The 25,889-nt window shown below is 66.6% G+C and carries 27 protein-coding genes and 1 tRNA gene; 18 read left to right on the plus strand and 10 right to left on the minus strand.

Annotation, left to right across the window (positions count from 1 at the left end; genetic code table 11):
• The first annotated feature begins 5 nt into the window (after positions 1-5).
• The 8 genes from OHB12_RS27595 (at position 6) to OHB12_RS27630 (ending at position 8,727) form a co-directional block, all read left to right on the plus strand.
• Positions 6-1,220, plus strand: coding sequence for an MCE family protein (locus OHB12_RS27595; RefSeq protein WP_327112087.1), 1,215 nt, complete (start codon positions 6-8; stop codon positions 1,218-1,220).
• Positions 1,217-2,245 carry an MCE family protein gene (locus OHB12_RS27600; RefSeq protein ID WP_327112089.1) on the plus strand — a complete coding sequence of 343 codons (1,029 nt, stop codon included), beginning with the start codon at positions 1,217-1,219 and terminating at the stop codon, positions 2,243-2,245. Before OHB12_RS27595 ends, OHB12_RS27600 begins: the two co-directional genes overlap by 4 nt.
• Positions 2,242-3,303 (plus strand): MCE family protein, encoded by a 1,062-nt coding sequence (locus tag OHB12_RS27605; protein WP_327112091.1) that lies wholly within the window; start codon positions 2,242-2,244, stop codon positions 3,301-3,303. The genes OHB12_RS27600 and OHB12_RS27605 overlap by 4 nt, the downstream gene beginning before the upstream one ends.
• Positions 3,300-4,622: an MCE family protein gene (locus OHB12_RS27610; protein ID WP_327112093.1), complete on the plus strand. Its 1,323-nt coding sequence runs from the start codon at positions 3,300-3,302 to the stop codon at positions 4,620-4,622. Before OHB12_RS27605 ends, OHB12_RS27610 begins: the two co-directional genes overlap by 4 nt.
• Positions 4,619-5,875: an MCE family protein gene (locus tag OHB12_RS27615; RefSeq protein WP_327112095.1), complete on the plus strand. Its 1,257-nt coding sequence runs from the start codon at positions 4,619-4,621 to the stop codon at positions 5,873-5,875. The genes OHB12_RS27610 and OHB12_RS27615 overlap by 4 nt, the downstream gene beginning before the upstream one ends.
• The gene (locus tag OHB12_RS27620; RefSeq protein ID WP_327112098.1) at positions 5,872-7,299 is read left to right on the plus strand and encodes an MlaD family protein; all 1,428 of its coding nucleotides are present in this window, start codon (positions 5,872-5,874) and stop codon (positions 7,297-7,299) included. Before OHB12_RS27615 ends, OHB12_RS27620 begins: the two co-directional genes overlap by 4 nt.
• Complete coding sequence (locus OHB12_RS27625; protein ID WP_327112100.1) at positions 7,296-8,093, plus strand: hypothetical protein; 798 nt, start codon at positions 7,296-7,298, stop codon at positions 8,091-8,093. Before OHB12_RS27620 ends, OHB12_RS27625 begins: the two co-directional genes overlap by 4 nt.
• A gap of 145 nt (positions 8,094-8,238) precedes the next feature.
• The gene (locus OHB12_RS27630; RefSeq protein WP_327112102.1) at positions 8,239-8,727 is read left to right on the plus strand and encodes a h domain protein; all 489 of its coding nucleotides are present in this window, start codon (positions 8,239-8,241) and stop codon (positions 8,725-8,727) included.
• Between the two features lie 30 nt (positions 8,728-8,757).
• On the opposite strand, the gene OHB12_RS27635 is transcribed toward OHB12_RS27630, so the two are convergent.
• The 4 genes from OHB12_RS27635 to OHB12_RS27650 all read right to left on the minus strand — a co-directional run bounded on the left by OHB12_RS27635 (position 8,758) and on the right by OHB12_RS27650 (position 12,841).
• Positions 8,758-10,152 (minus strand): sensor histidine kinase, encoded by a 1,395-nt coding sequence (locus tag OHB12_RS27635; RefSeq protein WP_327121548.1) that lies wholly within the window; start codon positions 10,150-10,152, stop codon positions 8,758-8,760.
• 78 nt (positions 10,153-10,230) lie between these two features.
• On the minus strand, positions 10,231-10,962 hold the full coding sequence (locus OHB12_RS27640) for a response regulator transcription factor (RefSeq protein WP_327112104.1): 732 nt from the start codon (positions 10,960-10,962) through the stop codon (positions 10,231-10,233).
• Between the two features lie 69 nt (positions 10,963-11,031).
• Complete coding sequence (locus tag OHB12_RS27645; protein ID WP_327121550.1) at positions 11,032-12,588, minus strand: alpha,alpha-trehalose-phosphate synthase (UDP-forming); 1,557 nt, start codon at positions 12,586-12,588, stop codon at positions 11,032-11,034.
• A gap of 82 nt (positions 12,589-12,670) precedes the next feature.
• Positions 12,671-12,841: a hypothetical protein gene (locus tag OHB12_RS27650; RefSeq protein ID WP_327112106.1), complete on the minus strand. Its 171-nt coding sequence runs from the start codon at positions 12,839-12,841 to the stop codon at positions 12,671-12,673.
• A gap of 188 nt (positions 12,842-13,029) precedes the next feature.
• On the opposite strand from OHB12_RS27650, the gene OHB12_RS27655 reads away from it, so the two are divergent.
• From OHB12_RS27655 to OHB12_RS27665, 3 genes are all read left to right on the plus strand, one after another.
• Positions 13,030-13,863, plus strand: a complete 834-nt coding sequence (locus tag OHB12_RS27655) for an alpha/beta fold hydrolase (protein ID WP_327112108.1) — start codon at positions 13,030-13,032, stop codon at positions 13,861-13,863.
• Between the two features lie 169 nt (positions 13,864-14,032).
• Complete coding sequence (locus OHB12_RS27660; RefSeq protein ID WP_327112110.1) at positions 14,033-14,275, plus strand: MbtH family protein; 243 nt, start codon at positions 14,033-14,035, stop codon at positions 14,273-14,275.
• 114 nt (positions 14,276-14,389) lie between these two features.
• Positions 14,390-14,461, plus strand: a tRNA-Thr gene (locus tag OHB12_RS27665).
• Positions 14,462-14,780: 319 nt separating this feature from the next.
• Here OHB12_RS27665 and OHB12_RS27670 read toward each other — a convergent pair.
• A complete protein-coding gene (locus OHB12_RS27670) occupies positions 14,781-15,785 on the minus strand; it encodes a glycerophosphodiester phosphodiesterase family protein (RefSeq protein ID WP_327112112.1) in 1,005 nt (334 codons plus the stop codon).
• Positions 15,786-16,438: 653 nt separating this feature from the next.
• Here OHB12_RS27670 and OHB12_RS27675 point away from each other — a divergent pair.
• Together OHB12_RS27675 and OHB12_RS27680 are read left to right on the plus strand one after the other, a co-directional pair.
• On the plus strand, positions 16,439-16,702 hold the full coding sequence (locus tag OHB12_RS27675; protein WP_327112114.1) for a hypothetical protein: 264 nt from the start codon (positions 16,439-16,441) through the stop codon (positions 16,700-16,702).
• Positions 16,703-16,922: 220 nt separating this feature from the next.
• Entirely contained in the window at positions 16,923-18,122 is a 1,200-nt protein-coding gene (locus OHB12_RS27680; protein ID WP_327112116.1) for a glycosyltransferase, read from the plus strand.
• 469 nt (positions 18,123-18,591) lie between these two features.
• On the opposite strand, the gene OHB12_RS27685 is transcribed toward OHB12_RS27680, so the two are convergent.
• From OHB12_RS27685 to OHB12_RS27695, 3 genes are read right to left on the minus strand one after another with little or no spacing between them, the layout of a single operon-like run.
• Positions 18,592-18,798, minus strand: a complete 207-nt coding sequence (locus OHB12_RS27685; protein ID WP_327112118.1) for a hypothetical protein — start codon at positions 18,796-18,798, stop codon at positions 18,592-18,594.
• A complete protein-coding gene (locus OHB12_RS27690) occupies positions 18,788-18,997 on the minus strand; it encodes a hypothetical protein (RefSeq protein ID WP_327112120.1) in 210 nt (69 codons plus the stop codon). The genes OHB12_RS27685 and OHB12_RS27690 overlap by 11 nt, the downstream gene beginning before the upstream one ends.
• On the minus strand, positions 18,979-19,230 hold the full coding sequence (locus OHB12_RS27695) for a hypothetical protein (protein WP_327112122.1): 252 nt from the start codon (positions 19,228-19,230) through the stop codon (positions 18,979-18,981). Before OHB12_RS27695 ends, OHB12_RS27690 begins: the two co-directional genes overlap by 19 nt.
• 192 nt (positions 19,231-19,422) lie before the next feature.
• On the opposite strand from OHB12_RS27695, the gene OHB12_RS27700 reads away from it, so the two are divergent.
• The 5 genes from OHB12_RS27700 to OHB12_RS27720 all read left to right on the plus strand — a co-directional run bounded on the left by OHB12_RS27700 (position 19,423) and on the right by OHB12_RS27720 (position 24,965).
• Entirely contained in the window at positions 19,423-20,613 is a 1,191-nt protein-coding gene (locus OHB12_RS27700; protein WP_327112124.1) for a helix-turn-helix domain-containing protein, read from the plus strand.
• Between the two features lie 335 nt (positions 20,614-20,948).
• Positions 20,949-21,878, plus strand: coding sequence for a helix-turn-helix domain-containing protein (locus OHB12_RS27705; protein ID WP_327112126.1), 930 nt, complete (start codon positions 20,949-20,951; stop codon positions 21,876-21,878).
• Positions 21,879-22,080: 202 nt separating this feature from the next.
• Positions 22,081-22,302 (plus strand): hypothetical protein, encoded by a 222-nt coding sequence (locus OHB12_RS27710; protein WP_327112128.1) that lies wholly within the window; start codon positions 22,081-22,083, stop codon positions 22,300-22,302.
• Positions 22,269-22,778 carry a hypothetical protein gene (locus tag OHB12_RS27715; protein WP_327112130.1) on the plus strand — a complete coding sequence of 170 codons (510 nt, stop codon included), beginning with the start codon at positions 22,269-22,271 and terminating at the stop codon, positions 22,776-22,778. Before OHB12_RS27710 ends, OHB12_RS27715 begins: the two co-directional genes overlap by 34 nt.
• Before the next feature lie 474 nt (positions 22,779-23,252).
• A complete protein-coding gene (locus OHB12_RS27720; RefSeq protein WP_327112132.1) occupies positions 23,253-24,965 on the plus strand; it encodes a glycoside hydrolase domain-containing protein in 1,713 nt (570 codons plus the stop codon).
• 66 nt (positions 24,966-25,031) lie between these two features.
• On the opposite strand, the gene OHB12_RS27725 is transcribed toward OHB12_RS27720, so the two are convergent.
• Both OHB12_RS27725 and OHB12_RS27730 read right to left on the minus strand, forming a co-directional pair.
• Positions 25,032-25,457: an HIT family protein gene (locus OHB12_RS27725; protein ID WP_327112134.1), complete on the minus strand. Its 426-nt coding sequence runs from the start codon at positions 25,455-25,457 to the stop codon at positions 25,032-25,034.
• Between the two features lie 49 nt (positions 25,458-25,506).
• Positions 25,507-25,884 (minus strand): PH domain-containing protein, encoded by a 378-nt coding sequence (locus OHB12_RS27730; protein ID WP_327112136.1) that lies wholly within the window; start codon positions 25,882-25,884, stop codon positions 25,507-25,509.
• Between the last annotated feature and the right edge of the window lie 5 nt (positions 25,885-25,889).

The raw sequence follows: 25,889 nt of genomic DNA on the forward strand, positions 1-25,889 counted from the left end.
GCGACATGGCGGAATCGAAGCAAGCGGAAAGTGGCCTGAAGAAGGCGCTGCGCGGCGGGCTCGGCCTGAAGCTGGCCGGAGCCGGGATGGTGCTCGCGCTCGTCGCGCTCGTCGTCGTCGCGCTGACCATGTTCGTCGGCGGATTCACCACCACGGCCACCGTGACTGTGGAAGCTCCACGCAGCGGCCTGGTCCTCGACCCGGACGCCAAGGTGAAGATGCGCGGCGTCGACATCGGTCGCGTCGCGGCGGTCGACCACACCGCCGACGGCGCCGAGCTGACGCTGGCTCTCGATCCGGAAATGCTGAAGCTGGTGCCGTCCAACGCGGGCGTCGACATCCGCTCCACCACCGTGTTCGGCGCGAAGTACGTCAACTTCGTTGTTCCCGGGCAGCCTTCTTCTTCCTCGCTGAAACCGGGCGCGACCGTGACGGCGCAGCGGGTGACCGTCGAGTTCAACACGCTGTTCCAACATCTGTCCGACGTGCTCGCCAAGCTCGAGCCCGAGAAACTGAACGCGACGCTGTCCGCGCTGGGCACCGCGCTACAGGGCCGGGGGCAGAAGCTCGGCGACCTGCTCGCGCAGAGCGACGCCTACCTGCGCGACATCAACCCGTATCTGCCCACGCTGCAACAGGACCTGGCGAAGACCAGCGACGTCACGAACCTCTACGCGGACACGGCGAACGACCTGTTGCGCACCCTGGACAACGCGACCGTCACCAGCAAGACCTTGGTCGAGGAGCAGGACAGCCTCGACAACGTGCTGATGAACCTCATCGGGCTGGCCGACACCACCGGTTCGGTATTGCGCGAGAACGAGAATCAGCTCGTCACGGCTTTGGACCTGCTGCGCCCGACCACCGGACTGCTGCACGAGTACGCGCCCGCGCTCTACTGCCTGATCGGGGGTCTCGGCAAGGCGCTTCCGCTCGGCGAGGCGGTCTTCGGCGGTTTGCAGGAAGGTGTCGCGCTGAACGCGGGCTTCATGTACGGCCCCAAGCCATACACCTACCCGGACGATCTGCCCAAGGTGAACGCGACCGGCGGCCCGCGGTGCGAGGGGCTGCTGGACCGGGAGCCGGGCAGCCACGCCGACTATGTCGTCACCGACAGTTCGGAAGGTCACGTGTACGCCCCGTCGACGACGTTGACTGTCAACCCGCCCAAGATCTTCCAGATCCTGTTCGCCGGACTGCCGGGGGTGCCGCGACCGTGAAAAACACCGCGACGACCGTCAAGCTGGCCATCTTCACTCTGGTGATGACGCTGGTCTTCGCCGGGTTGGCGGTCGTCTTCAGCCAGATGCGCTTCGCCAGGGAGAACGGCTATCACGCCGTGTTCACCAGTTCCTCCGGGATGCTGCCCGGCGCGAAGGTGCGCATCGCGGGCGTCCCGGTCGGCTCGGTCACCTCGGTGAAGGTCGGCAAGGACTATCTCGCGCACGTCGAGTTCGCCGTCGACCGCAAGTACAAACTGCTCACGAGTACACGCGCGGCGATCAAGTACGAAAACCTGGTCGGCGACCGGTATATGGAGCTGGTCGAGGGCCCCGGCTCCAATTATGTGTTGCAGAAGGGCGGCACCATCGGCACGGAGCAGACCGCGCCCGCGTTGGATCTGGACATGCTGCTCGGCGGGTTCAAGCCGCTGCTGCGCGGCCTCGATCCCGGCCAGGTGAACGACCTGACCAACGCGCTGTTGCAGATCTTCCAGGGTCAGGGTGGCACGCTGGTATCCCTGCTGAACAGCGGTGGTTCGTTCGCCAAGACCCTGGCCGACCGGGACGCGCTGATCGGCAGCGTGATCAACAACCTGAACACCGTGTTGCAGACCATCGATCAGCGCGGCGACCAGTTCGCCACCACGCTCGCCGAACTGCAGCGGCTGATCAGCGGATTGGCCGCCGACAGAGACCAGATCGGCGACGCGATTCCGCGCATCGCCGGAGCCACCGGCGACCTGACCGACCTGCTCGCCCAGGCCCGCCCGGACCTGAAGGACACCATCGAGCAGACCGGCCGCGTGGCGGCCAACCTCGACGCGGGCTCCGACACCGTCCAGTGGGTGCTGGACCGGCTTCCCTCGACCTATCGGCAGCTGATCAGGATCGGTTCCTACGGCTCCTTCCTCCAGCTCTACGTCTGCGGGACGAATTTCCTGGTGGACGGTCCGGACGGGAAGACCATGAAGATCAACATGCCCGCCGAGCAGACGACAGGAAGGTGTGCCGAGAACCGATGAACGAGCAGCGATCAACCGCCGTCACCATCGGCATCGTCGGCCTCGTGCTCGCGGTGGCGGTGGCACTGTCGGCACTGCAATTCGACCGGCTGCCGTTCATCCGGTCCGGTGCGACGTTCACCGCGTACTTCGCCGACGCAGGCGGCCTGGTGCCCGGCGACCCGGTCCAGGTCGCCGGTGTGCGCTCCGGCCGGGTGGACAAGGTCGGCCTGGACGGCGCGAAGGTGCTGGTCCGGTTCACCCTGGACGAGTCGATCGTGCTGGGGCAGAAGACGTCGGCGGCGATCAAGACCAACACCGTGCTCGGGCGCAAGTCGCTGGAGGTGACCCCGTCCGGCTCCGGGGCGCTGCGCACCGACGACACGATTCCGTTGGACCGCACCACCTCGCCGTATTCGCTCAACGAGGCCCTGGGCGATCTGGCGGGCACGGTGCACGGCCTGGATATGGAGAAGGTCGACCAGACCCTCGACGCGCTCTCGGCGACCTTCGCCGACACCCCCGCTCCGCTCCGGTCGGCGTTGGACGGCGTCACCGCGCTCTCGCGCAGCATCAACGCGCGCGACGAGGCGCTGTCGGACCTGCTGAAGCGGGCGCAGAGCGTCACGAAGATCCTCGCCGACCGCGGCAACCAGATCAACGCGCTGCTGCTGGACGGCAATGAGCTGCTCGGTGAGCTGGATCGGCGCCGCACCGCGCTCGGCCAGTTGATCGTCTACGTGAACGGCCTGGCCGAGCAGCTGTCCGGTCTGGTCGCCGACAACGAGGCGCAGCTGAAACCGGCGCTCGACAAGCTGAATTCGGTGCTTGCCCTGTTGCAGAAGAACAAGCAGAACCTCGCCGACGCGCTGGTGGGGCTCGGTCCGTTCGCGGCCGCCCTCGGCGAGCAGGTCGGCAGCGGCCCCTACTTCCAGGCGTACGTGGTCAACGCGAGCAGCAAGTTGCTGCAGCCGATGGTGGACGCCCTGCTGTGGCCGCAGCACCTGCCCGACGACCTGCGCAGCTACCTCGAGCCGTTCCCGTCGATCGAACCCGCGACCCAGGAGCCGCCGCGATGAGTGAGCGCAGCGAGCGAACAACCGGTGCAGCCGAGCGCAGCGAGCGAACAACAGGCGCGGGCGCAGTACGGAAACTGCCCCGCTGGGTCCTTGTGCTGGCGGGCGTGCTGGCCGCCGCCCTTGTGGCGGTTGGCGTGTGGAACGGCATCACCCGGATCGGAACCACCGGCATCACGGCTTATTTCCCGTCCACCTCCGGCCTGTACCAGGGCGACGACGTACGCGTGCTGGGCGTGCAGGTCGGGAGGATCGACTCGATCGAGCCGGGCAGCGACCGGGTGAAGGTGAAGATGACGCTCGACCGCGGCATCGACATCCCCGCCGACGCGCGGGCTGTGATCATCTCGCCTTCGCTGGTCTCGGCGCGGTTCATCCAGCTCGCGCCGGCCTACACCGGTGGACCGAAGATGAAGGACGGCAGCGAGATTCCGATCGAGCACACCGCTGTGCCCGTCGAATGGGACGACATCAAGGCGGAACTGACCAAGTTGGCGACCACGCTCGGTCCGGTCGGCGACGACGCGCAGGGCTCGTTCGGCCGCTTCATCAACACTGCCGCCGACAATCTCGACGGCAACGGCCAGAAGTTCCGCGACACACTTCATGAGTTGTCGGCGACGTTGAACACGTTGTCGGACCGGCGGACCGACCTGTTCGGCACCATCAGCAACTTGCAGAAGTTCGTCGACGTGCTCTCGGCGAGCAACGAGCAGATCGTGCAGTTCGGCGGCAGACTCGCGTCGGTGTCCTCGGTGCTGGCCGGTGTCTCGTCGGATCTTGGCGCCGGACTGGACAATCTGGACGCGGCGGTGGTCGATGTGCGCCGGTTCATCGAGGGCAACGGCGCCGAGCTCACCGAGGGTGTGCAACGGCTGGCCGATGCCACCCAGGTGCTGGTCGACAAGCGACCGGAGCTGGAAAGGGTATTACATTCCGGGCCGACCGCGCTGGTGAACTTCTACCAGATTTACAAGCCCGCTCAGGGCACCCTGACCGGCGCCATCGCACCGACCAACTTCGCGGACCCGCTCAGCTTCCTCTGCGGGTCGGTGCGCGCGTTGGAGACCAACGACTCCGACCGCAGCGCCGATCTCTGCGCGCAGTACCTTGCGCCGGTACTCAACACCCTGGCCATGAACTACGTGCCGATCATGGCGAACCCGGCCAGCGGCGTCACCGCGTTCCCGAACCAGCTGGTGTATTCCGATCCAAGCCTGGCAGGGCGGGTCGCGAGCGAGACGCCGCCGCAGCCACAACCCGCGCCAGTGAGCGTGCCGAACGGCATTGCCGGACTGGCCATTCCGGGAGGAGGGCGATGATGCCGACGCGGCGAATGCGCCGGAACGCCGCCCTCGCGGTGGGGCTTGCGGCGGTGCTCGGGATTTCCGGCTGTGAGTGGGACGGGCTGAACTCGCTGCCGATGCCCGGCACCGAGGGCACCGCGCCCGGCTCGTATCAGGTGCGAATCCAGATGCCGAACGTGACCACGTTGACCAGGAATTCGCCGGTACGGGTGCACGACGTCACGGTCGGCACGGTCTCGAAGATCGAGGTGGAGGACTGGCACGCGCTGGTCACCGTCACGCTGAACCCCGACGTGCAGCTGCCGGCCAACGCGGTCGCCAAGATCGGGCAGACCAGCTTGCTCGGCTCCAACCATGTGGAGCTGGCCGCGCCGACCGACCAGACCGCCGAAGGCCGGCTGCGCCCCGGCGATGTCATCCCGCTGGCGCGGGCCGGAGCCTTCCCGACTACCGAGCAGGTGCTGTCCTCGCTGTCGGTGGTGCTCAACGGCGGCGGCGTGTCCCAGCTGGAAACCATTACCCGCGAACTCAATTCCGCGTTCACCGGCCGGGAGGAAGCGATCCGGGATCTGCTACCGCAACTGAACGAACTGACCACGAACCTGGACCACCAGACCGGGGACATCATCGCCGCGATGAGCGGACTCGACCGGCTCGGCGGCCGGCTGGCCGAGCAGCGCGACGTGGTGGCGGCCGCCATCGAGCAGATCCATCCCGCGTTGACCGTGCTGGCCGATCGCAGGGCGAACATCACGCGGGCGATCACCGCGCTAGGTGAGCTGAGCGATGTCACCCAGCGGATCATCGACGCAGGTGGCAGCAATCTGAAGGCCAACTTGCGCGACCTCTGGCCGGCGCTGCAATCGCTGGCCGACACCGGCAACAACCTCACAGAGGCGCTGAAGATCGTGCTCACCTTCCCGTTCCCGATGAAGAATCTCGATCGCGCGATCAAGGGCGACTACCTGAATCTGTTTATGACGGTGGACATCACGGGCCGGCGGCTGGACTCGAACTTCCTCACCGGGACACCGCTGGGCGGGCGCTTCGGCGGCGTCGAGGGCGCGCTCGGCAGCTTCGCGCCGGGTACGGCAGCCCAGAACGGTGATCCGGCGACCGGGCCGCTGCAGGCGCCCCCGCCCGCCGCGAGCCAGCAGCCGCCGCCGACCATTCCCGGCCTTCCTCCGATCCCCGGCCTGCCCGCCATTCCCGGGCTGACCGTGCCCTTGCCGGGAAACACTGCGCCACAAGGGAGTCCGGGACAGTGACGCTCACTAGATTCGTCCGCACTCAGCTGATCATCTTCTCGATACTGACGGTGATCGGCCTGGTGGTGATGGGCGGGACGTATGTGAAGCTGCCTGCGATGTTCGGCATCGGACGCTACGAGGTGACGGTCCAACTTGCCGCGACCGGCGGTCTCTACCCGACGGCCAACGTCGCCTACCGCGGCACGAATGTCGGTCAGGTGAAGGAGGTTCGGCTCACGCCCGCCGGGGTCGCCGCGAAGCTGTCGATCGCGAGCGACCACAAGATCCCCTCCGACGTCGACGCGTGGGTGCGCAGCGTATCGGCGGTCGGCGAGCAGTACGTCGACCTGGTGCCCGCCGAGCACCGCACGGGCGGCAACCTGCACGACGGCAGCGTGATCCCGGTGGAACGCACCAAGCTGCCGCAGGATGTCGGGGCGCTGCTCGACCAGTCGGACCGGCTGCTGTCCAGCGTCGCCGACACCCGCCTGCGACAGGTCATCGACGAGGCGTTCCTCGCATTCAACGGTGCGGGCCCCGACCTGCAGCGGTTCATTGATTCCGCGGCGTTGCTGGTGCAGGAGGCGCAGAACAACGCGGAGCCGACCAAACAGCTGCTCGACCAGATCGGGCCGCTACTTGACACCCAGACCCGCTCGGACGCCGCGATCCGTTCCTGGACCGCCGATCTGGCGACCGTCACCGACCAGCTACGCGGCCACGACCCCGCGCTGCGCGGGGTGCTGCGCAACGGCCCCGCCGCGATGCAGCAGGTGAGTTCGCTGTTCAGCGACCTGAGGCCGACCCTGCCGCTGGTGCTGGCCAACCTGGTCAGCGTCGGCCAGGTTGCCGTGACCTACCACGCCGGACTGGAACAGATCCTGGTGGTCTACCCGCCGCTGGTCGCGGCGCTGCTCACCGCAGTCCGAGGACCGCTCGAGTACGGCGCCCTGGTCGACTTCATGACCGTCGTCAACGACCCGCCCGCCTGCACCACCGGTTTCCTCCCGCCGGACCAGCGCCGCTCGCCCAGCGAATTGGACACCGTGGACACGCCACCCGGCCTGTACTGCAAGGTCCCGCAGGACGCGCCCGAGGCCGTGCGCGGTATCCGCAACACGCCGTGTGCCGAGGTCCCCGGTGTGCGCGCCCCGACGCCGGATCTGTGCCGGACCGGGTACGTTCCGTTGGGCAACAACCCGCCGTTCGGCCCACCGCAGCCGGTCGCGCCTGCGGCCGCGCCCCCCGCGCGGGAACCCGCGGGTGTCGCACCCGCAAGTTACGGCGGTGGTACACCGGCCGCCGCGAGAGCCTACGACCCGGACACCGGCGTCTATATCGGCACCGACGGGCGCACGTACCGACAGGGCGATATCGGACCGAACGGTTCGGGCACGGTACCGTCGAGCTGGCAGGCGATGCTCGAGGAGCAGCAACGATGAGTGATGTCAACGGAGATGGTCACCGCACGCGGCGACGTGCGGTGCGCTCGGCCGGACCCCCGGTCGAGGAGAACGGGACCTCGACCACCACAGAATTCGAGACCTCGGCTCCCGAGGTCATCTCGGCCCGCGCCGCGGTTCTCGGCGCCGGCGCGGACAGCGGGCCGGCTTCCGTCGACGACGCGAACGCCGTGACGGAGCCGGACGTGGTCGCCTCGACCACCGACACGGCAGCCGACCAGGAATCGGTCGTTCTCGCGAAGACGGAAGGCGATGCCGCGCCTGCCGACGAAAAGGCGAACAGCGGCCGCCGCGTTCCGCAGCTTCTCGCACTGGGCGCCGCCGCGCTGCTGGTCTTGGCTCTGGTGTGCGGTGCGACCCTGTCGGTGTTCGCGGTGCGTTCGGCGGACCAACGCGACGCGCACCGCGACGAATATGTGCAGACCGCCCGGCAGGCGATCGTCAATCTCACTACCATCCGGGCCGATTCGGCCAAGCAGGACATCGATCGGATCCTGTCGCTGGCCTCGGGGGAGTTCAAAACCGAGTTCGACGGACGGGTCGACCCGTTCACCAGCATCGTGCAGCAGGCCAAGGTCGTCTCCAACGGCGAGATCGTGGCGGCCGCGCTGGAGAGCGACGACGACCGCTCCGCGCGCGTCCTGGTCGCCGCCAAACAGACGCTGACCAACGCGGGCCAGGCCGAGCCACAGACCAGGTATTACCGGTTCCGGGTGACCGTCACCCGCGGCGACGCCGGTCTGAGCGTGTCTAATGTGGAGTTCGTGGCATGAGCGGTCAGGCCCGGAGGAGGCAGCGAAGCGTGACCACGGAGGGCTCCGCTCATGCCGGAGAGGGCACAGCATGAGCGGTCAGGCTCGGAGGAGGCAGCGAAGCGTGACCACGGAGGGCTCCGCTCATGCCAGAGGAGGGCACAGCATGAACGGAATTCGAGGCAAGATTCTGCTCGCGATCGTCGGCGTGGTGGTCGCCGCGGCAGCGGTCATCGGCGGCGTGAACGGCTACCGCTACTGGGACGACCGGCAGGCCGAGCAGTCGCGCAAGGACGCGGTCGCGACCGCGGGCCGCACCGTCGAGGCGATGTTCACCTACAGCCCGCAGACCGTCGACACCGAGCTGCGGAAGTCGGCCGACAACCTCGGTGGCAGCTTCCGCGACGACTACTTGACGCTGATCGACAAGCAGATCGCGCCGGGCGCCAAGGAGAAGCAGCTCACCGTCACCGCGACCACCCAGGCGAGCGGCGTCATCTCGGCCGATCGCACCCACGCGGAAGTTCTGCTGTTCCTCAACCAGGTCACGACGAGCAAGGACACCCCGCAGGGCACAACCACCGGCAGCCGCGTGCGCGTCACGTTGGCGAAAACGGACTCCCGCTGGTTGGTCGAGGCGGTCACGCCGGTCTGATTGTCGAGAACGGCGACCGGTTCGATTCGGCTAGTCCGTATTCGGCGGCGTTCGACGGGGCAGCCGGACGGTGAACGTCGTACCCTCCTCAGGTGTGCTTCGCACGGTGACCGTGCCGCCGTGTGCGGTCACCAGGGCCTGCACGATGGACAGGCCCAGTCCGGTGCCGCCGCTGCTGCGTGCGCGTGAGGTGTCGGTGCGGTAGAAGCGCTCGAAGATTCGCTCCGCCTCCTCGGCAGGCAGACCGGGCCCGCTGTCCGCCACGTCGAGCACGACGTGGTCGGCGTCGGGTGTCACCAGTACCTCCACCGCGGTGTCGGGCGCGGTGTGCGTGACCGCATTGTTCAGGAGATTGGTCAGGACCTGGCGCAGCCGTGCCTCGTCGCCGATCACCTCCAATGTCCCTTCGCCCGGTTGGACTTTCAGCTCGATGGTGCGCATCGGTCCTTCGGTATGCCCGGCCGCGACCACCGCCCGCGCGTTGTGCACGGCATCACTGGCGACGGCGAGCAGGTCGACCGGTCCCAGTTCCAACGGGCGCTGCGCGTCCAGTCGCGCCAGCATCAGCAGGTCTTCGACCAGAACGCCCATCCGCTGGGATTCGCGCTCGATGCGATCCATGAACATCCCCGGATCGGTGGTGGCGCCCTGGCGGTAGAGCTCGGCGAACCCGCGGATCGTCGTGAGCGGGGTGCGCAACTCGTGACTGGCATCTGCGACGAACTGACGCATACGTTCCTCGGACCGCCGTGCGGCGTCCTCGGACGCCGCGGTCGCGGTGAACGCACGTTGGATCTGTGCCAGCATGCCGTTCAGTGAACGCGACAGCCGGTCCACCTCGGTGTTCTTGCCGCGCACCGGAACCCGGCGATGCAGGTCACCCTGTGCGATCGCAGCGGCGATGTTCTCGACCCGGCGCAGCGGGCGCAGGCTGCGCCGGACCACGAAGTACGCGATCACCGCCAGCGCGGCGAGCACGATCAGACCGACGATCAGTTGCAGCATCAGCAGCCGGTGCACCGTGTCGGTGTTCTGGGTGAGCGGCAACGCCACGGTGGTTGTCGCGTGTGGCGTGCGCACCGTCAGCACACGCCACTCGATCGGTCCGCCGTTCACGGAGCCTGTGGTGAAGGGGCCGGATCGTGGCGTGTCCGGCAGGGCGGGTTCGGCGTCGACGCCGAATGCTTTGATCGAGAACGACCGCCCGTCGACGATCTGTACCCGAACGTAGAACTGGCTCGGCGCATGGCGTGGGTCAGGCGGCAGCACCGGCGGCGGTGGTACCCGCTCCCGGCGGGACCACTCGCCGGCGCCCTCGCGCAGCTGCTGGTCGGTGCGGTTGGTCAGCTGCTGTTCCAGCCCGGAGGTCACCACCATGCCGGAGATGAGCAAGCCGAGGCCCGCCGTGAGGACAAGCAACACCATCAGCGTCACCCGCAGCGGGATCGCGGATAAGGCGCCTGCGGCTTTCGTGCGGGCCGTCGCGAGCCGACCCGGGCTCACCTAACGCCCGACCCGGCGATTGGGTGCGCGCATGACATAACCGACGCCGCGCAGGGTGTGGATCAGGCGCGTGTCGCCGGTGTCGACCTTCTTGCGCAGGTAGGAGACGTAGGTTTCCACGACGCCGACCTCGCCGCCGAAGTCGTAGCGCCATACATGGTCCAGGATGCGCGGCTTGCTCAGCACTGTGCCCGCGTTGACCATGAAGTAGCGCAGCAGCGTGAACTCGGTGGGGGACAGGGCCACCGGCTCGCCCGCCTTCCACACTTCGTGGGTGTCGTCGTCGAGTTCGATGTCCTCGAAGCGGATGCGCGAACTCTCCCGCTGCGGGGCGGCGTGGCCCGCGCGGCGCAGGATGACGCGCAGCCGGGCCACCACCTCTTCGAGGCTGAACGGCTTGGTGACGTAGTCGTCCGCCCCGAGGGTAAGGCCGGTGATCTTGTCCTGCACATCGTCGCGTGCGGTGAGGAACAGCACGGGCGCGTCGATGCCGTCGGCGCGCAGCCTGCGCAGTAGACCGAAGCCGTCCATGCCCGGCATCATCACGTCCACGATGAGCGCCTGTGGCCGGAAGGTGCGCGCCCGGTCCAGCGCCTGCGCGCCGTCGGCCGCGGTGTCCACCTCGAAGCCCTGATATCGCAGGCTCACGGCGAGCAGCTCGACAATCATCGGCTCGTCGTCGACCACCAGAACCCGTGCCTCGGGTGTCCGCTCCGCAGGCGCACCAGTCATTGCTTCATGGTCCAGCACACTGCTGCGAAGTTCCTGGACGAAAGCTGGGTGATTCCTGTGAACGCGAGATCAGCGCGACGGTGTGCGCGATTCCGGGTAGATGTCGTCGTCGGTCAGCAGCGCGCTACCCGCGACCTGATCCTGCGCCAACGCGTCGAGGAACGCCCGCGCCCAGCGGTCCACGTCGTGGGCGAGCACCTGACGGCGCAGCGAGCGCATTCGCCTGCGCTTGGTGTCCCTGTCGTCCTCCAGCGCGGAGACGATGGCATCCTTCACGCTGTCCAGGTCGTGTGGGTTGCACAGATACGACTGGCGCAATTCGGCTGACGCGCCGGTGAATTCGCTCAACACCAGGGCGCCGTTGAGCCCGCTGTGACAGGCGACGTACTCCTTGGCGACCAGGTTCATGCCGTCGCGCAGCGGCGTCACCAGCATGACGTCGGCGGCAAGGAAGAACGCGATGAGCTCGTCGCGCGGGATCGGCCGGTGCAGGTAGTGCACCACCGGGTAGCCGACCCTCGCGAACTCGCCGTTGATCCGGCCGACCTGGCGTTCGATGTCGCCGCGCATCTGGATGTAGCTCTCGACGCGCTCGCGGCTCGGGGTGGCCAGCTGGACCATCACGGTCTCCGCCGGGTCGACCCGGCCGTCGACGAGCAGCTCCTCCAGCGCGTTGAGCCGGATATCGATGCCCTTGGTGTAGTCCAGCCGGTCGACGCCGAGCAGGATGTTCTTCGGATTGCCCAGCTCGGCCCGGATCTTGGCGGCGCGCTCGCGCACCGACCTGCGCCGAGAGTGCTCGTCGAGTTGGGCCGAGGCGATCGAGATCGGGAACGCACCCACCCGGACCGTCCGGAACCCCACCTGGACGACACCGAGCTTGGATCGCACGCCGATCGAACCGCGCGAGGTCGGCTGGCCGGCCAGCCTGCGGGCCAGGTAGAGGAAGTTCTGTGCGCCGCCGGGCAGGTGAAAGCCGATCAGGTCGGCGCCGAGCAGGCCCTCGACGATCTCGGTCCGCCACGGCATCTGCATGAACAGCTCGACCGGCGGGAACGGGATGTGCAGGAAGAACCCGATGGTCAGATCGGGGCGCAGCATGCGAAGCATCTTGGGCACGAGTTGCAGTTGGTAATCCTGCACCCACACCGTCGCGCCCTCGGCGGCGACCTTCGCGGTGGCCTCGGCGAAGCGCCGGTTCACCGTGACGTAGGCGGCCCACCAGTTGCGGTCGTAGACCGGACGCACGATGACGTCGTGGTAGAGCGGCCACAGCGTGCCGTTGGAGAAGCCTTCGTAGTAGTCCCCCACCTCCAGCGCCGACAGCGGGACCGGATGCAGTTCGAGGCCGTCCTCGATGATCGGTTCGACTTCGACGTCGGGGACGCCGGCCCAGCCGACCCAGGCCCCCTTGTTGTTGCGCAACACCGGTTCCAACGCGGTCACCAGACCCCCTGGGCTGCGCTTCCATCGGCTGGTCCCGTCGGGCAGTCGTTCGAGGTCGACGGGGAGCCGATTGGCGACGACGACGAACCCGGAGCCCGATTCGGACGGGTCGGCGCTCGCTGCCGCGGTCTCAGCAGGTGAAGTATCTCTGGCGTGCTCGGAGTCGTCGGAGGGGTTCATCTGGTCCACTCACGCATCCTTCGCGTTGCTGTATCCCGCTGGAGTTGTGCAGTCGACGTCGCCGTTGGCGTCGAATAAGAGGTTATTCGCTCCGGACGCTCGGTCCAATACCCAACATAGACAACAGCATTCGGCACTCGTCGGCATCCTCGGCGTAGGCAGCGACCACCCGCTGCGCCTGCCGCGCTGTCTCGTCGGCGAGCGGTTCCAGATCGTCGTCCGCGATGTCGTTCGCGCTGCCTTTCGCGGCCATCTTCAAGTCCTCCCGGCTCAGTACGCTCGTACGTGCGAATAGTCAATGGTATGCGACGCTCGGACCTCCGTCCGCCTCGGACTTCCGCGACGCACCCGCGTCATGTCGACCGCACCCCGGCTGGTGCGCCGACCTGGCCCGTCCCTATACCGTGGGAACCGCAGCACCAACTCCACGAAAGGGTCGACATGCCGCTGGCCACGGTGAACGGAATTTCCCTCAATTACCAGGTCAAGGGTGATCGCGCCAGGGGCGCCGACGTCAAGGGCTCCGCGCCGCTCGTGGTCATGATCATGGGCACCGGAAGCCCGGGGCGGGTGTGGGAACTGCACCAGGTTCCGGCGCTGGTCGCGGCGGGCTACCGGGTGTGCACGTTCGACAACCGCGGGATCGCGCCGTCTTTCGAGGCCGCCTCCGGCATGACCATCGACGAACTGGTCGCCGACACCGCCGCCCTCATCGAATTCCTCGCCGAGGGGCCCGCACTGGTGGTCGGCACCTCGATGGGCGCGCGGGTAGCCCAGGAGCTGGCCTTGGCTCGTCCGGATCTGGTGCGCAAGGCGGTATTCATGGCGGGTCACGGGCGACTCGACCAGTTTCAGAAGACGCTGTCGCTCGGCGAACACGAGCTGGACGCCAGCGGGGTGCAGCTGCCGCCGAAGTACGAGGCAGCGGTCAACGCTGTGATGAACCTGTCGCCCGCGACCATGGCAGAGGCGAACGCCGCTCGCGACTGGCTCGACCTGTTCGAGTTCACCGGCGGACCGGTGCCGCCGGGCATCCGCGCCCAGCGCCGCATGGACCACGATTTCGACCGGGTGCAGGCATACCGGGCGATCCGGGTGCCCTGCCTGTCGGTCGGGTTTGCTGACGACCGGATGATCCCGCCGTACCTGTCCAGGGAGATCGCCGACGTCATCCCGGGCGCGCGGTACCAGGAAGTGCCGGATGCTGGACATTTCGGATATCTGGAACGGCCGGAAGCGGTCAACAAGATCCTGCTCGACTTCTTTGCGAGCTGATTGCGAGTTTGGCAAGGGTGCACAGGAGGTAATCGCTCTGGCGTAACGTCTGCCTTGCTAGGGTCGAAACAACGCACGGGGTATCTCGGCGCTTGCGGTTCGTGTAACCCCGGCGCCGTGTGACCCCGGAGCGATCCCGTACATAGCGCCAGTATCCAGTGAGGTGAAATTGAGCACCAACCCCTTCGATGACGAAGACGGCCGCTTCTTCGTCCTGGTCAACGACGAGGAACAGCATTCCCTGTGGCCGGCGTTCGCCGAGGTTCCGGCAGGATGGCGAGTCGTGTTCGGTGAGGACAGCCGCGCCGCCTGCGTCGAGTATGTCGAGAAGAACTGGACCGACATGCGTCCGAAGAGCCTGCGCGACGCAATGGCCGCGGACGACGCGGCCCGCCAGGGCGCCAAGTCCTGATACGCGGTAATCGATACTGCGTCGGGGCGAGCTGAACGACCGCCGACTACGTGACGCCGGAAACCCGGTGTCACGTAGTCGGCGCGCCCAGCTATGATGACAACCGCTTTCCCCGCCTCCTTAGCTCAGTGGTAGAGCACTCGCCTTGTAAGCGAGCGGTCGTCAGTTCAATCCTGACAGGGGGCTCTTCCCAGTCGCTGCGCGGCTGAGCTCAGTGGTAGAGGCCGTGCCGTTGTTGTAAGCGAGCGGTCGTCAGTTCAATCCTGACAGGGGGCTCTTCCCAGTCGCTGCGCGGCTGAGCTCAGTGGTAGAGGCCGTGCCTCGTCGGTACCGCGCATAGTTTCCCGAGTCGACCCACCGCCGACCGGTCAAAGCGCCAGGTCGCCATCCGAGCTATCGAACATAGGGAGTAACTATGTGTAACTCGCTAGCGCGGATCCGGCGGATCTACTCCTCGACCCCCTGCCCGGACACCGGCCTGGCCCGCTTTCCTATGCGCCGATGCTCACCGAAACAGCGGCGCGATCGTGTCGACTCGGTTGGTCCAGACGAGACCGGTGAATCCGGCGGGAATCCGGTCGAGGGCTTCGGGAGTATCGAAGCCCTCGGAGAAGCCGCCGGAACCGGCGACCAGCACGATCCGGGCATCCGCGTCGGCCATGCGCTCGGCGAACCGTTCCGGCCAGCCCCACAGCCAGCGCGCATAGCCTTCGGGAATGTGCAGCTGGGTGTGGCGGCAGGCGTCGGGGGCCGCGCCGGTCCAGCCCAGCGCCTCGTACCGGCCCAGGCAGTCGATCATGATCTGCTTGGACATGACGCGCACGTCCGGCAGGCGCTCGTGGACGACCGCGATCGGCTCGTCGCCGCCGTAGACGGTGAGCCGGCCCGGCTTCTCGGCGGCCAGCCGGTCGGCCAGGGCCGCGCCCTCGGCGGGGTCGTTGCTCTTGATGTCGATCAGCAGCGACTGGGTGGGGAAGGCGGCGAGGACCTCGTCGAGCGTGGGCATGAGACCGACGCCCTTCCCACGGAACGGGTAGGTCTTGCCGCCGTCGGCGGTATAGCCGTACCCGATATCGAGTTTCCGCAGCTCGTCCATAGTGTGGTCACGGGTGGTGCCGGTGCCGCCGGTGCGGCAGTCGAGCGTCCAGTCGTGGAAGACCGCGAACTTGCCGTCGGCGGTCCAGTGGACGTCGAATTCGACCTGATTCGCGCCCGCGTCGAAGGCGGCCCGGATCCCGGCGATGGTGTTCTCCAGATAGTCGTGCACCGGGGGGTTGATACGCGAGGCGGTACATGTGTCGGCATCGACGCCGTCCATGGCGAAGGTCTGCGCCATTCCACGATGCGCGAGCACCAGCGGCCCACCACCGGGCTCGGCCGCGAGCAGCGTTGTGTTGTTGGCGAACAGGAAGCCGGCCAGTAGAGCGATCACCGTGACAGGCATCCAGTAGCGCTTCTTCTTCCAGCGCGGACGGCGGCCGGGGAGCGGAGCATTTTCTGACGCGGACATGCCGAGCATCCTCACATGCCCCGGCGCAATCCGCGGAATCAGTTCGGACGGTGACGTTTTGGACGTGCCGCATCGGCAAATACATGCGACCGACCGAAGGCAGTACCGGCCCACCCGGGCGGTGTGTGCCTCCCCAAACCCTGAGGTAGTTACCTGCGCGGGTTCACCCCACCGGTGCTGCGGATATACCCAGCTGCGGCGAGCACTGCCAGGCTGACCACAGAAACCCTGGGCGCCGCTGCCGCCAACCGGCGACCCGAGCCGCCCGCAGCACCCTCGTCATCGGCGCCATCTGACAGCGCGAAAACACCGCCACCGATCGCTGCGAGTCACACAACATGATGCGCGAGAAACATCCCTGGCGCGGGTGACACCCCCGGCCGGTGTCGCTTTGGAGTACGCCCCAGAACGACACTTGCGACCGGGATCAACAATGTCAGAATAGGGTCAATCTCTATGCCCCACTTCTGGACTGGACAACAGCCCCCGGCGGCGCCTCTGCCGCCGGGGGCTGTCGCAGGTCAGGACGCTACCCGCCTACGGCCAGGCTGCCCACCCCAATGTCACGAATAGGTCACGGCGGCTGTCGTGGACTCGAATACCTGAAGCTGATGGACTCGCACGGGCCAGATGGCGAAGGGGGTTGGTACAGAGTGCAGAACGGTTATCGTTCGACGCTGGTGGAGCAGGTGCGGAAGTACGCGCCCGCGCTCCCTCCGGGGAAGGTGGATTCGCTGCGCGAGAAGGTGATGGTGGGTGAGCTCTCGCTCGCCTCCGCCGACCTCGTCAGCGCGTTGGTCAACGACGCGGTGCCCGTCGACCCGCAGGACGTGCCTGCGCTGCGGTGGCTGCTCGAAAGCGTCACGCTGCCCCCGGACACCCCGGCCGACCTCGCAGACCGGCTGGTGGTCGAGTGAGAGTCGGGGGTCGAGGTAAATCCGCCGGATCCGGCGGATTTACCTCGACCCCCTCCAAAGGCTCGGTAAACGACTGCGCGTGATGCACAGGAGTTTCCCCATGGTGGGAACGGACGTGGCGTCGCAGAAAGGTGCTCGGATCGATGATGGTCGGTATGGGCGGCATCGACGACCTCGTTCAGGCCGGGTGGATCAGTGCGAATTCAGTCGCAGATCGTCGATGACGGCGCGGGTGCTGTTGTCGGCGAGCGGGTCGCGTGGCGACATCGAGCCGACCTTGGGGTTCGCGCTGCGGCTGCGGGAGTTCGGAGCTCAGGTGCGGGTGTGTGCGCCACCGGACTTCGAGCGGCGCTTCGCTGAGTTCGACGTGCCGCTGGTGCCGCTGGGGCCGCCGATGACCGGTTCGCGAGGCGGAAGGCCGTCGCAGGCGGATCGGTTGCAGTACATAGCCGACTGGCCCACAGTTCAGTTCGACACGATCTCCACAGCGGCTGCGGGATGCGATGCGGTAGTAGCAACCGGCGTGGCACAGATCGCTGCTCGGTCCGTCGCTGAGCAGTTGGGCATCCACTATCAGTACGTGAGCTACCAGCCGACCACCCTGCCCTCGCCGCATCATCCGCCGATGCCGCTGCCGGGCGATCGGCCCGCGCCGGAGGCGATCGGCAACCAGTTGCTGTGGGAGATCGACGCCCACGGTTGGAACGCTCAGTTCGGCCAAGCGCTCGACACCGGCCGGGCGGCCCTCGGGCTGCCACCGGTGGGCAATGTGCGCGACCACGTCATCACCGACAGCCCATGGCTGGCCGTGGACCCGGTTCTGGGTCCATGGTCGCAATCGCCGGGTCTGGACGTCGTGCAGACCGGTGCCTGGATCGTGCCCGACGAACGCCGCTTCCCCGCCGAGTTGGCGGCGTTCTTGGACGCGGGCACACCACCGGTTTACGTCGGGTTCGGCAGTATGCCGGTGTGCGACGGCATCGCAAGGGCGGCGATCGAAGCGATCCGTGCCCACAGCCGCCGTGCGCTCATTTCTCGTGGCTGGGGCGAGCTGGCCTTGATCGACGACCTCGCCGACTGCATGGCCATCGGCGAGGTCAACCACCAAGCGCTGTTCACCCGGGTCGCCGCCGTCATCCACCACGGCGGCGCGGGCACGACGACGGCCGCCGCTCGGGCCGGCGTGCCTCAAGTGGTGGTACCCCAGATGATGGACCAGTCGTACTGGGCGCGCCGGGTGGCCGATCTCGGCATCGGCACAGCGTGTGCGGACGCCGATCCCAACGCAACGTCATTGTCTGCCGCCCTCGACATGGCATTGGCACCTACCACCCGAGCGCGCGCGGGCGAAGTGGCCGCCATGATCCACGCGGACGGGGCAACGGTGGCTGCGAAATTGCTCATCGACGCGATCACTTGAACACTCCAGCCGCACTCGGTTATCCGACCAAGCAATCGGTGGGGGCGGTTTCGTGCCTAGAGCTCAGTCCTGGCCGTCGTCGTCGGCGTTCGCCGCGACGTTCCAGTCGGTCCAACGTCGATCGAGGCACCAATCAGGACCGGGAACATAAAGCTCGTTCATGCAGGTCTCCCTTGATCGGATCTATCTCGGATATCCCGGCTCTTACCGCCACGTTCTGGGGCCGCCGACCCCGTCAGGCATGGCGGTCCGGTACTCGCAGTAGGGGCGTGTCGCGGCAAGGCGGCGCCCGCCGGCAGTGATCCGCCAGTAGGTCGGGACCCCGTCAATACTGGATGCCCATCCGCCGAGAGCGAGAGATGTCGCGGCGGCCCGCGCGGTTGTCGGCGCGAGACCCGTCCGGGTGCTCAGTTCCTGCGTCGTCAGCGGCCGGCCCTGGGCTAGAGCGCCGAGCACCATTGCCTGCGATCTACTGAGCGCCATCGGATTTCCTCGCCAGCGCGCGCAGAGCGTCGGAGACTCGTTGGAGCAGCTCCAGTGACTGGCCGCCGCTGGCTTCCCTGAGGAGATCGGCGGTTTCCTCGGGGCTGTAGGGCCAGCCATCGGCGCCGATGATCGACAGGGTGCCGTCGATGTGGCTCTGCCTGATGCCGATGGGCTCGTTGTCATTCGGCATGGTCTGCTCCGTCCCCTGCGCCGAAGCTGTAGGCCGCTGCCGCCAGGTATTGCAGGCAGGTCGGGCCGTGGCCGGAGTGGACGTTGAGGACGAACTGGGCCTGGTCTAGCGAGCGGAATGTGGGCTCGGTGTAGCAGTTCCGGTGGAAGTGACGCCACTGTTCGGCATCGGCGAGGGTGGTCACCGGATGGCCCGCCATGGTTTGACGATCTTGGCTTCGATGAGGACATCGAGTGCGGCGGCTTTGTCTGCGCACGTTTCGGTGTCGCAGCCGATTCGGGCCTGCCACACCAGGTGTGCGTCATCCGGCGTGTACGGAGTATCGGGTGCGGCATGGCATGTCTCGGCGCTTCTCACGGGCCGATCGAAGAACCAGATCGTGCCGTAGAAGGCGGCTGCGACGGCGAAGGCGATCAATAGAGCTACAGGCATTAGGCTCTACCCCTGGGGCGCGTTGTGTGTGTTCTGGAGTGCCGCCCAGTGTCGGATGTCGAGACTTCACGGCACCGAGGGCTCTTGAAACGTAAAGCCGCACAATCCAACTCGAGTAACACGCGTTGTGTTACTTTCGGCGAGATTTCCTCGGTACTCTCGAAAGGCAGAGGGGCTCACCGAAGGACAGCGATGGACGACAGCATCGGCGCGCGGATCCGTAGATTTCGCGGCAAGGCAATGACCCAACGGCAGCTAGCTGAGCAGGCTGAGGTCTGCCCGTCCCTGATTCGCGCGCTCGAACAGGGCAGCCGACAGGGCGCGAGTATCGCGAGTCTGCAAAAGATTGCACGGGCTCTCGACATCGACATCGCAGACCTGGTCGGTAAGCGCTACGGCATTCCCTCCACCGACCCGGACGCTGGTGTCGTTGCGATCCGCCGTGCCCTCACTTCGGTGGACGATCTCATCGACGATGGCGCGGAGGATCTGCCGGTCACAGTGGCCGAAGCGAGGCGCGTGGTTGATTACGCGTGGGGTGCGTACTGGAACGGTCGATACGAGATGCTGACGAGCATCCTGCCGCCGGGCATCTCGCAGCTGCGAGCGACCGCGCACGCGGCCCAGGCGTCCGATATAGCGCCAGCGCATGAACTGTTGGCCCGCATGTACTGGGTGACTGGGTGCACGCTGGTGCATCTAGGCCAGGCAGATCCGGCGTTTGTGGCGATCCGATCGGCGTTGACGGCGGCCGAGCGCGGCAACGACCCGCTTTTGGCGGCGACGCTGCGCGGGTCGGTCGCGTGGCAACTACTCGTGCAGGGCCGATACGAGGAATCGCACAAGGTGGCGTTGAAGGCCGCGGCCAGTGTGGAACCGGTCGGGGATGCGTCCAAGTCGCAGTTGTCGGTGTACGGGTCCCTGACGTTGCAGGGCGCGACCGCTGCTGGGCGGGATCAGCGAATCGGGGAAGCGTTGGCGTTGGTGGACGCTGCGGGGGAGGTCGCCGAGCGACTTGGCATGGACACCAAGGACTATGAGTGCAACTTCGGTCCGTCGCAGGTGGTGATGCAGACCGTAGACATCAATGTCTCGACGGAGCGGTATCCGGAGGCGGTGAAGGCGGCGAAGCAGATGCCGAACCGTGGGGCCGGTCTCGCCCAGGTCAGCCAAGCACGGCATCTGCTGGACCAGGCGGCGGCGTTAACGCGGATGGGGCAGCATCAGCGGGCGCTCGACATGCTACTCACCGCCGAGCGGGTCGGCGGCCGGGACTGGACGTTCTACCAGGCCCTGCTGAAGCAGGTAGTGGAGGAGCTGCGGGAGAAGGAGCGTAACCCTGCGTTGCGCGACCTGGCTCAGCGCATCGGCTCGCGCGGGTAGCTCACAACAAACGAATAGGCCGCCCCGGAATGAAATCGAACCGACTCGTAGCCGCGATCCGGCTATGACCCCTGCTGGAGTTGGAGCGGGCGCTCATCCAGCTCGGCGATATCGACGAGGCCGCAGCTGCGGTTGGGGCAGGCTCCGCGCCGACGCTGACGAGAAGGCTATGCCAGGTATGCGCGTCGTGTGTGTCTTCTGTTGGTGGGCACCCGACGCCGAGGATTCGGAGGTCAACCCGGTGTCGGGTGCTATCTTGAGCATCGACCGAATCGGATTGAAGCCAATGCAAATACGCGTCCACAGCCGTCCACAGCCGCGCTATGGTGATCTGTATGGAACCCGGTGCGCTGCTGCGTGCCGCTCGCGAGGCGGCGGGAATCTCGCTGCGCGCGATGGCCGAGCGGACCTACTACGGCAAGACGTACCTGTCACTGATCGAGACCGGTCAGCGCCCGGTACCTGCCGGTGTCGCCGCCGCCTACGAAAGGGTGCTGGGCGCGGACCTGGAGCGGCTGACGGCGGTAGCGCGAACGCCGGCCAGCGTAGACACCGCCGCCCTGTCCGATGTGGCGGTGATGTTGGCGGCTACGCGCCGGATCGAGGACGTGGCCGGGGCTGTGGCAGTACTCCCTGCGGCGCGGGGCATGTCTGCCATGACCGAGACCTTTGCCCGTGAGGCGCGCACGGCACCGACTGAGGCGGCGTCCCTCGCGTCCGAGGTCACGCAGTACCGGGGATGGCTGGAGCACGCGATAGGAGCCGACGCTGCCGCCCGGCGTAGCCTCGGCACGGCAGTGAGCCTGGCGAAGGAGGCCCGCGATCCGGACCGGCTGGCGCACAGCCTGGGCTTCCTCGGCTACGTGACTGTGAGCGCGGGGAATTACGGCGAGGTGATCGCCCGGTCCGACGCCGCGCTGGCGGTACGGGACGCGCATCCCACGATCAGGGCCTACGGGCGAATGCGGCGTGCTGAACTGTTGGCCGCGCACGGGGAGACGCGCGAAGCACAACGCGCGTTGGCTATGGCCGACGCGGCGGCGGAAGCGGCGGACGGCATCGAACCTCCCGCGTCGATGTATTGGTGGGGCCCCGGATTCGGGGCCGTGCAGCGTGGCGGCGTTCTGGCGCTGCTGGGGCACACGGCCGAAGCAATCGAGGAAGCGACACACGGGCTGGCCGCGATGCCGGACGAGCACCGCCGGTCTGAATGGTTGGCATCGGCGCTGCGCCGCGTCGACCCGGACATGAGTGCTGACGCCTGACAGCCCTTCAGCCGGTATCGGTGAGTGCGGATGATCCGCCGGTTTCCGAATCGGCGATGTGCTGGCACGGGCGCGGCGGTAACGGGCCGAGGCGGTTCGGCGGCATAGGCTCGGCAAGTATTAGCGAACTGCTTTGCTGCGACGCAGATTCGAGCGACTATGGAACGCGACCGAGTAGGCCGCGACAAGAGAGGGGCAATGGATGGAAACCGGAACTGTCTGGCGCTGGAAACCGCGTAACGGTACCGGCGTGATCAAGCTCGATGACGTCGACAGCACGCTTGTCTGGTTCCACTTGTCGGACGCCCGTGGGGATCTCGACATCGCCACGATCGCCGAGGGGCTACCGGTCGATGTCGAAGTCGAGCCGATCCCGCAGGGGGAATTCAAATGTCGCGCCAAATCGGTACACCGAAGAAACTGATCATCGCCGCCCTGGCCGCAGCTGCCGTTGTCTTTGCCGCAGCCCCAGTGAACGCCGATCCCGGCTATGCCGATTTCCGTCCCGGTCACCAGAGCTACAGATACGACGGGAAGCACGGAACATTTACCGGGGACGCCGTTTATGCGAGCCAGCAGCCGGACGGGGGTAACCGGCTCATCTGGTCATTGCAGCTCTCGCCGTACGTGCGGGGGCTCATCGTCGGCAATACGATGGCGTGCGGGGCCTACGTCGAGGGCAAGGCCGGATACTCGGACAACCACAGCGCTATCCCGGCGGACTACCGGTGGCATTCGATGGTGCCGAATCTCGAACTCGACAGGCAGTACAAACTTGTCATGAGCTGCGCATTCCAAGCCACCAACGGGCATGTCGTCTCGCCAGGTCGCGCTGACTTTCAGATGGTCTATCACTGCATTCCAGCTGACTCGAGATTCTGGGCCCACCCGACTGGATAGGCCCAGCTGGGCAAGAGGCGGCAACTGCCGAATCCGCCGCGAAACGGATCGGTCTCCACCCTCGGCTGAGTTACCAGAATATCGCGGCAATTTGCGGTCGGATCTTCTGCGTGACATCGGTACTCCGTTCATGCACGGGCGGCGCGACTTAGCTTCAGTTCGGCCTCATGTGCCACGCCCCGTCGTTGCAGAACTTGTCACACCAAGATCGATCCGGGCAGCGGCGTCTTCGGGTGCGGATCGGCGACAACAGTGCGGAGTCGCTGCGAGCAGCTGTCGAAACACGTTCGATGCGGCTCCCCACATCACGAGCGAACACCGGATCGGCCACAAATACCATATGACGGCATCCTTTTCGCCCTCCGTACCGAATCTGTTTATATCGAGGGTCGCTCTCAGCTGAAAGTTGCTGAGGTGAACGAATATATCGCGTCGTTCCAGATGGACGCGCGGACTCGAACACGGGGGTGTGTGATGACCGAGTTGATCGATTTCTCTGCCGCGCTGATCGACCCGCAGGCGATCAAGGACGCCGGATACGCGGGGGTCATCGGCTATTTCTCCGACTCCAGGCCTGGTACGAACTTCGGTGCGAAGCCGCTGACCCGCGACTACTGCGACCGGCTGCGTGCCATCGGGCTCGAGGTGGTGACCAATTATCAGTACGGCAAGGGCGATACGTCGGACTGGAAAGGGGGATACGACGCGGGCGTACATCACGCCCGAATCGCGCTCGACTACCATTCCGCTGCCGGGGGGCCGGGCTTCCGGCCGCTGTATGCGCCTGTCGACTCGAATCCTTCTCTGGAGGAGTGGAATTCACAGATAGCGCCGTTCCTGCGTGGCTGGGCCTCGGTGGTCGGCTGGGAGTGGACCGGTATGTACGGCAACGCGCGCTGCATCGATCGGGCGCTCGAGGACGGCGTCGCCAGGTGGTTCTGGCAACACAACTGGTCCGGCGATGCCTCGATCAACGGGGACCATCCCTCCGCGCACATCCACCAGATCCGCATCGACCGCGATCAGGTCGCCGGCGTTGGGGTGGACGTCAACAAGGTCCTCGCCGACGACTACGGCCAGTGGTCGAAAGCGGTTACGCCGGAAGGGGGAGGTGCGAACAAACCGGAGTACGTCGAACTCGATCGGATGGGCAACTCGGCTTCCAGCCGCAACGGTGCGCGCATCAAGAATTTCCTGTTGCACACGCAGGAGGGCAACGGGACCGCCGAGAGCTTGGCGAACTACCTCAACAACCCCGGTAACGGTGTGAGCTACCACTACACCCTCCGTGATCGTGTGGTCGTCGACGTCGTCGACACCGACCTGGCGAGCTGGTCTGTGCTGGACGCGAATCCGTACACGATCAACCTCTGCTTCGCCGGCAGTCGCGTCGCGTGGAGCCGCGACGTCTGGATGTCCATTCGCGACGACATACGGATCGCGGCGTGGCTGGCGGTGCAGGACGCCCGAAAATATGGTTTCGACACGTATGTCATCGCGCCGCCTTATCAGGAGCGCGCTGGGATCTCCGATCACAAGTATGTGACGGAGTGCCTTGGGATCGGCACGCACACGGATGTCGGATCGAATTTCCCGTGGGATGTATTCACCGACGACGTGCGGAGCTTTGCCTCCGGCGGATCGGGCGGGTCGGAGCCGAACGCGATCAACGATTGCGCCGCTGCGAATCCGTGGTTGGGCAGACGGATCACCGACGGCGAAATCGCGACTCCCGACGGCGTGGGCCGGTTCGCTGAGTTCGAGCACGGCCATATCTACTGGCACCCCTCCACCGGCGCCCACGCGATCCCGGAAACGCTATGGGAAAAATACGAGGAATTGCGCTGGGAGACCGGCCCGCTCGGTTACCCGGTCACCGACCGAACCGTGCTGCACGGGTCGGACGGTGAGCCATCGGGTGAGGTGCAGAATTTCCAGGGCGGCGCGCTCTACCGCCGGGAAACGAGTGAGCGCGCCTACTGGGTGCACGGCGCCATCCGCGACCGCTGGAATCGCTCCGGCTACGAGAACGGCCCGCTGGGATGGCCGACGAGCGACGAAATCCCTTGGGACACCGGCGCTTACCAGGATTTCGAGCACGGCAGGGTTTTCTGGACCCCGAGCCAGACGCTGGCGACGGTCTCGGTCGGGGGGATTGATACACCCCTGCACGACGTGCAGGCTTGACGAAGAAAAGGTCCGACCGGGTGTGGCGGTCGGACCATTCTCTCTCGCGCGGGGTCGGAACCGAGTTCAGCCGGGGACGTTGACGCCGTGGCCGAGGTCACGCAGGGCCTGCTTGATCTTGGTCTGGGCCTCGTCGAGGGACTCGGGGCTCGGGTTCGGGTCGGCGCCGGAGATGTCGAAGTTGCCCATGGTGAAGGCCGGGAACACATGGACGTGCAGGTGCGGCACCTCCAGACCGGCGATCAGCAGACCGGCGCGCGGCGCGTCCCACGCCGCGCGCACGGCCTGGCCGATCTTCTGGGCGACGCCGGTCAGCCGGGCGAAGATGTCGGCGTCGACGTCCTGCCACTGGTCGATTTCCTTGCGCGGCACCACGAGGGTGTGGCCCGGGGTGACCGGGGCGATGGTGAGGAAGCCGACGAATTCGTCATCTTCCCAGACGAATCGGCCCGGGAGCTGACCGGCGATGATCGCGCTGAAGACAGAAGCCATGTCCGCAGACTAGACCGGTCCGTCCGCCCTGACGCCGCACCGGCACGTGCTATACCGCCACGAAGTGCGACAGGATGCCCTGCACCTCGTAGATGTCCACCTGCCGGTTGAACCTTTTCAGCAGGGGCTCGTCGGTGCCCGCGATCCAGATCGCCAGTTCGGCGTCCAGATCGAAGGTGCCCGCGGTCTCCACCGAGAAATGGGTGATCGCACGATAGGGGACGCTGTGGTAGCTCACCTTGCGACCGGTGACGCCCTGCTTGTCGATCAGGATCAGGCGGCGGTTCGTGAACAGCATGGCGTCGCGAACCAGCAGGTACGCGGCGTAGACCTGTTCACCGTTGCCGAGGAGTTTGGCGTACTCCTCCTGCGCCTGGCCCGGATCGATCCGTCCGGCATTGCCCATCAGTCCGTCGATTAGACCCATGTCAG

Source organism: Nocardia sp. NBC_01730, assembly GCF_035920445.1.
GTDB lineage: Bacteria > Actinomycetota > Actinomycetes > Mycobacteriales > Mycobacteriaceae > Nocardia.

Coding starts and splice junctions, on each gene's coding strand:
- OHB12_RS27595 (WP_327112087.1), top strand. CDS start 6: ATGGCGGAATCGAAGCAAGCGGAAAGTGGCCTGAAGAAGGCGCTGCGC.
- OHB12_RS27605 (WP_327112091.1), top strand. CDS start 2,242: ATGAACGAGCAGCGATCAACCGCCGTCACCATCGGCATCGTCGGCCTC.
- OHB12_RS27610 (WP_327112093.1), top strand. CDS start 3,300: ATGAGTGAGCGCAGCGAGCGAACAACCGGTGCAGCCGAGCGCAGCGAG.
- OHB12_RS27615 (WP_327112095.1), top strand. CDS start 4,619: ATGATGCCGACGCGGCGAATGCGCCGGAACGCCGCCCTCGCGGTGGGG.
- OHB12_RS27625 (WP_327112100.1), top strand. CDS start 7,296: ATGAGTGATGTCAACGGAGATGGTCACCGCACGCGGCGACGTGCGGTG.
- OHB12_RS27630 (WP_327112102.1), top strand. CDS start 8,239: ATGAACGGAATTCGAGGCAAGATTCTGCTCGCGATCGTCGGCGTGGTG.
- OHB12_RS27635 (WP_327121548.1), bottom strand. CDS start 10,152: ATGGTGTTGCTTGTCCTCACGGCGGGCCTCGGCTTGCTCATCTCCGGC.
- OHB12_RS27640 (WP_327112104.1), bottom strand. CDS start 10,962: ATGACTGGTGCGCCTGCGGAGCGGACACCCGAGGCACGGGTTCTGGTG.
- OHB12_RS27645 (WP_327121550.1), bottom strand. CDS start 12,588: ATGAACCCCTCCGACGACTCCGAGCACGCCAGAGATACTTCACCTGCT.
- OHB12_RS27650 (WP_327112106.1), bottom strand. CDS start 12,841: ATGGCCGCGAAAGGCAGCGCGAACGACATCGCGGACGACGATCTGGAA.
- OHB12_RS27655 (WP_327112108.1), top strand. CDS start 13,030: ATGCCGCTGGCCACGGTGAACGGAATTTCCCTCAATTACCAGGTCAAG.
- OHB12_RS27670 (WP_327112112.1), bottom strand. CDS start 15,785: ATGTCCGCGTCAGAAAATGCTCCGCTCCCCGGCCGCCGTCCGCGCTGG.
- OHB12_RS27680 (WP_327112116.1), top strand. CDS start 16,923: ATGACGGCGCGGGTGCTGTTGTCGGCGAGCGGGTCGCGTGGCGACATC.
- OHB12_RS27685 (WP_327112118.1), bottom strand. CDS start 18,798: ATGCCGAATGACAACGAGCCCATCGGCATCAGGCAGAGCCACATCGAC.
- OHB12_RS27690 (WP_327112120.1), bottom strand. CDS start 18,997: ATGGCGGGCCATCCGGTGACCACCCTCGCCGATGCCGAACAGTGGCGT.
- OHB12_RS27695 (WP_327112122.1), bottom strand. CDS start 19,230: ATGCCTGTAGCTCTATTGATCGCCTTCGCCGTCGCAGCCGCCTTCTAC.
- OHB12_RS27700 (WP_327112124.1), top strand. CDS start 19,423: ATGGACGACAGCATCGGCGCGCGGATCCGTAGATTTCGCGGCAAGGCA.
- OHB12_RS27705 (WP_327112126.1), top strand. CDS start 20,949: ATGGAACCCGGTGCGCTGCTGCGTGCCGCTCGCGAGGCGGCGGGAATC.
- OHB12_RS27710 (WP_327112128.1), top strand. CDS start 22,081: ATGGAAACCGGAACTGTCTGGCGCTGGAAACCGCGTAACGGTACCGGC.
- OHB12_RS27715 (WP_327112130.1), top strand. CDS start 22,269: ATGTCGCGCCAAATCGGTACACCGAAGAAACTGATCATCGCCGCCCTG.
- OHB12_RS27720 (WP_327112132.1), top strand. CDS start 23,253: ATGACCGAGTTGATCGATTTCTCTGCCGCGCTGATCGACCCGCAGGCG.
- OHB12_RS27725 (WP_327112134.1), bottom strand. CDS start 25,457: ATGGCTTCTGTCTTCAGCGCGATCATCGCCGGTCAGCTCCCGGGCCGA.
- OHB12_RS27730 (WP_327112136.1), bottom strand. CDS start 25,884: ATGGGTCTAATCGACGGACTGATGGGCAATGCCGGACGGATCGATCCG.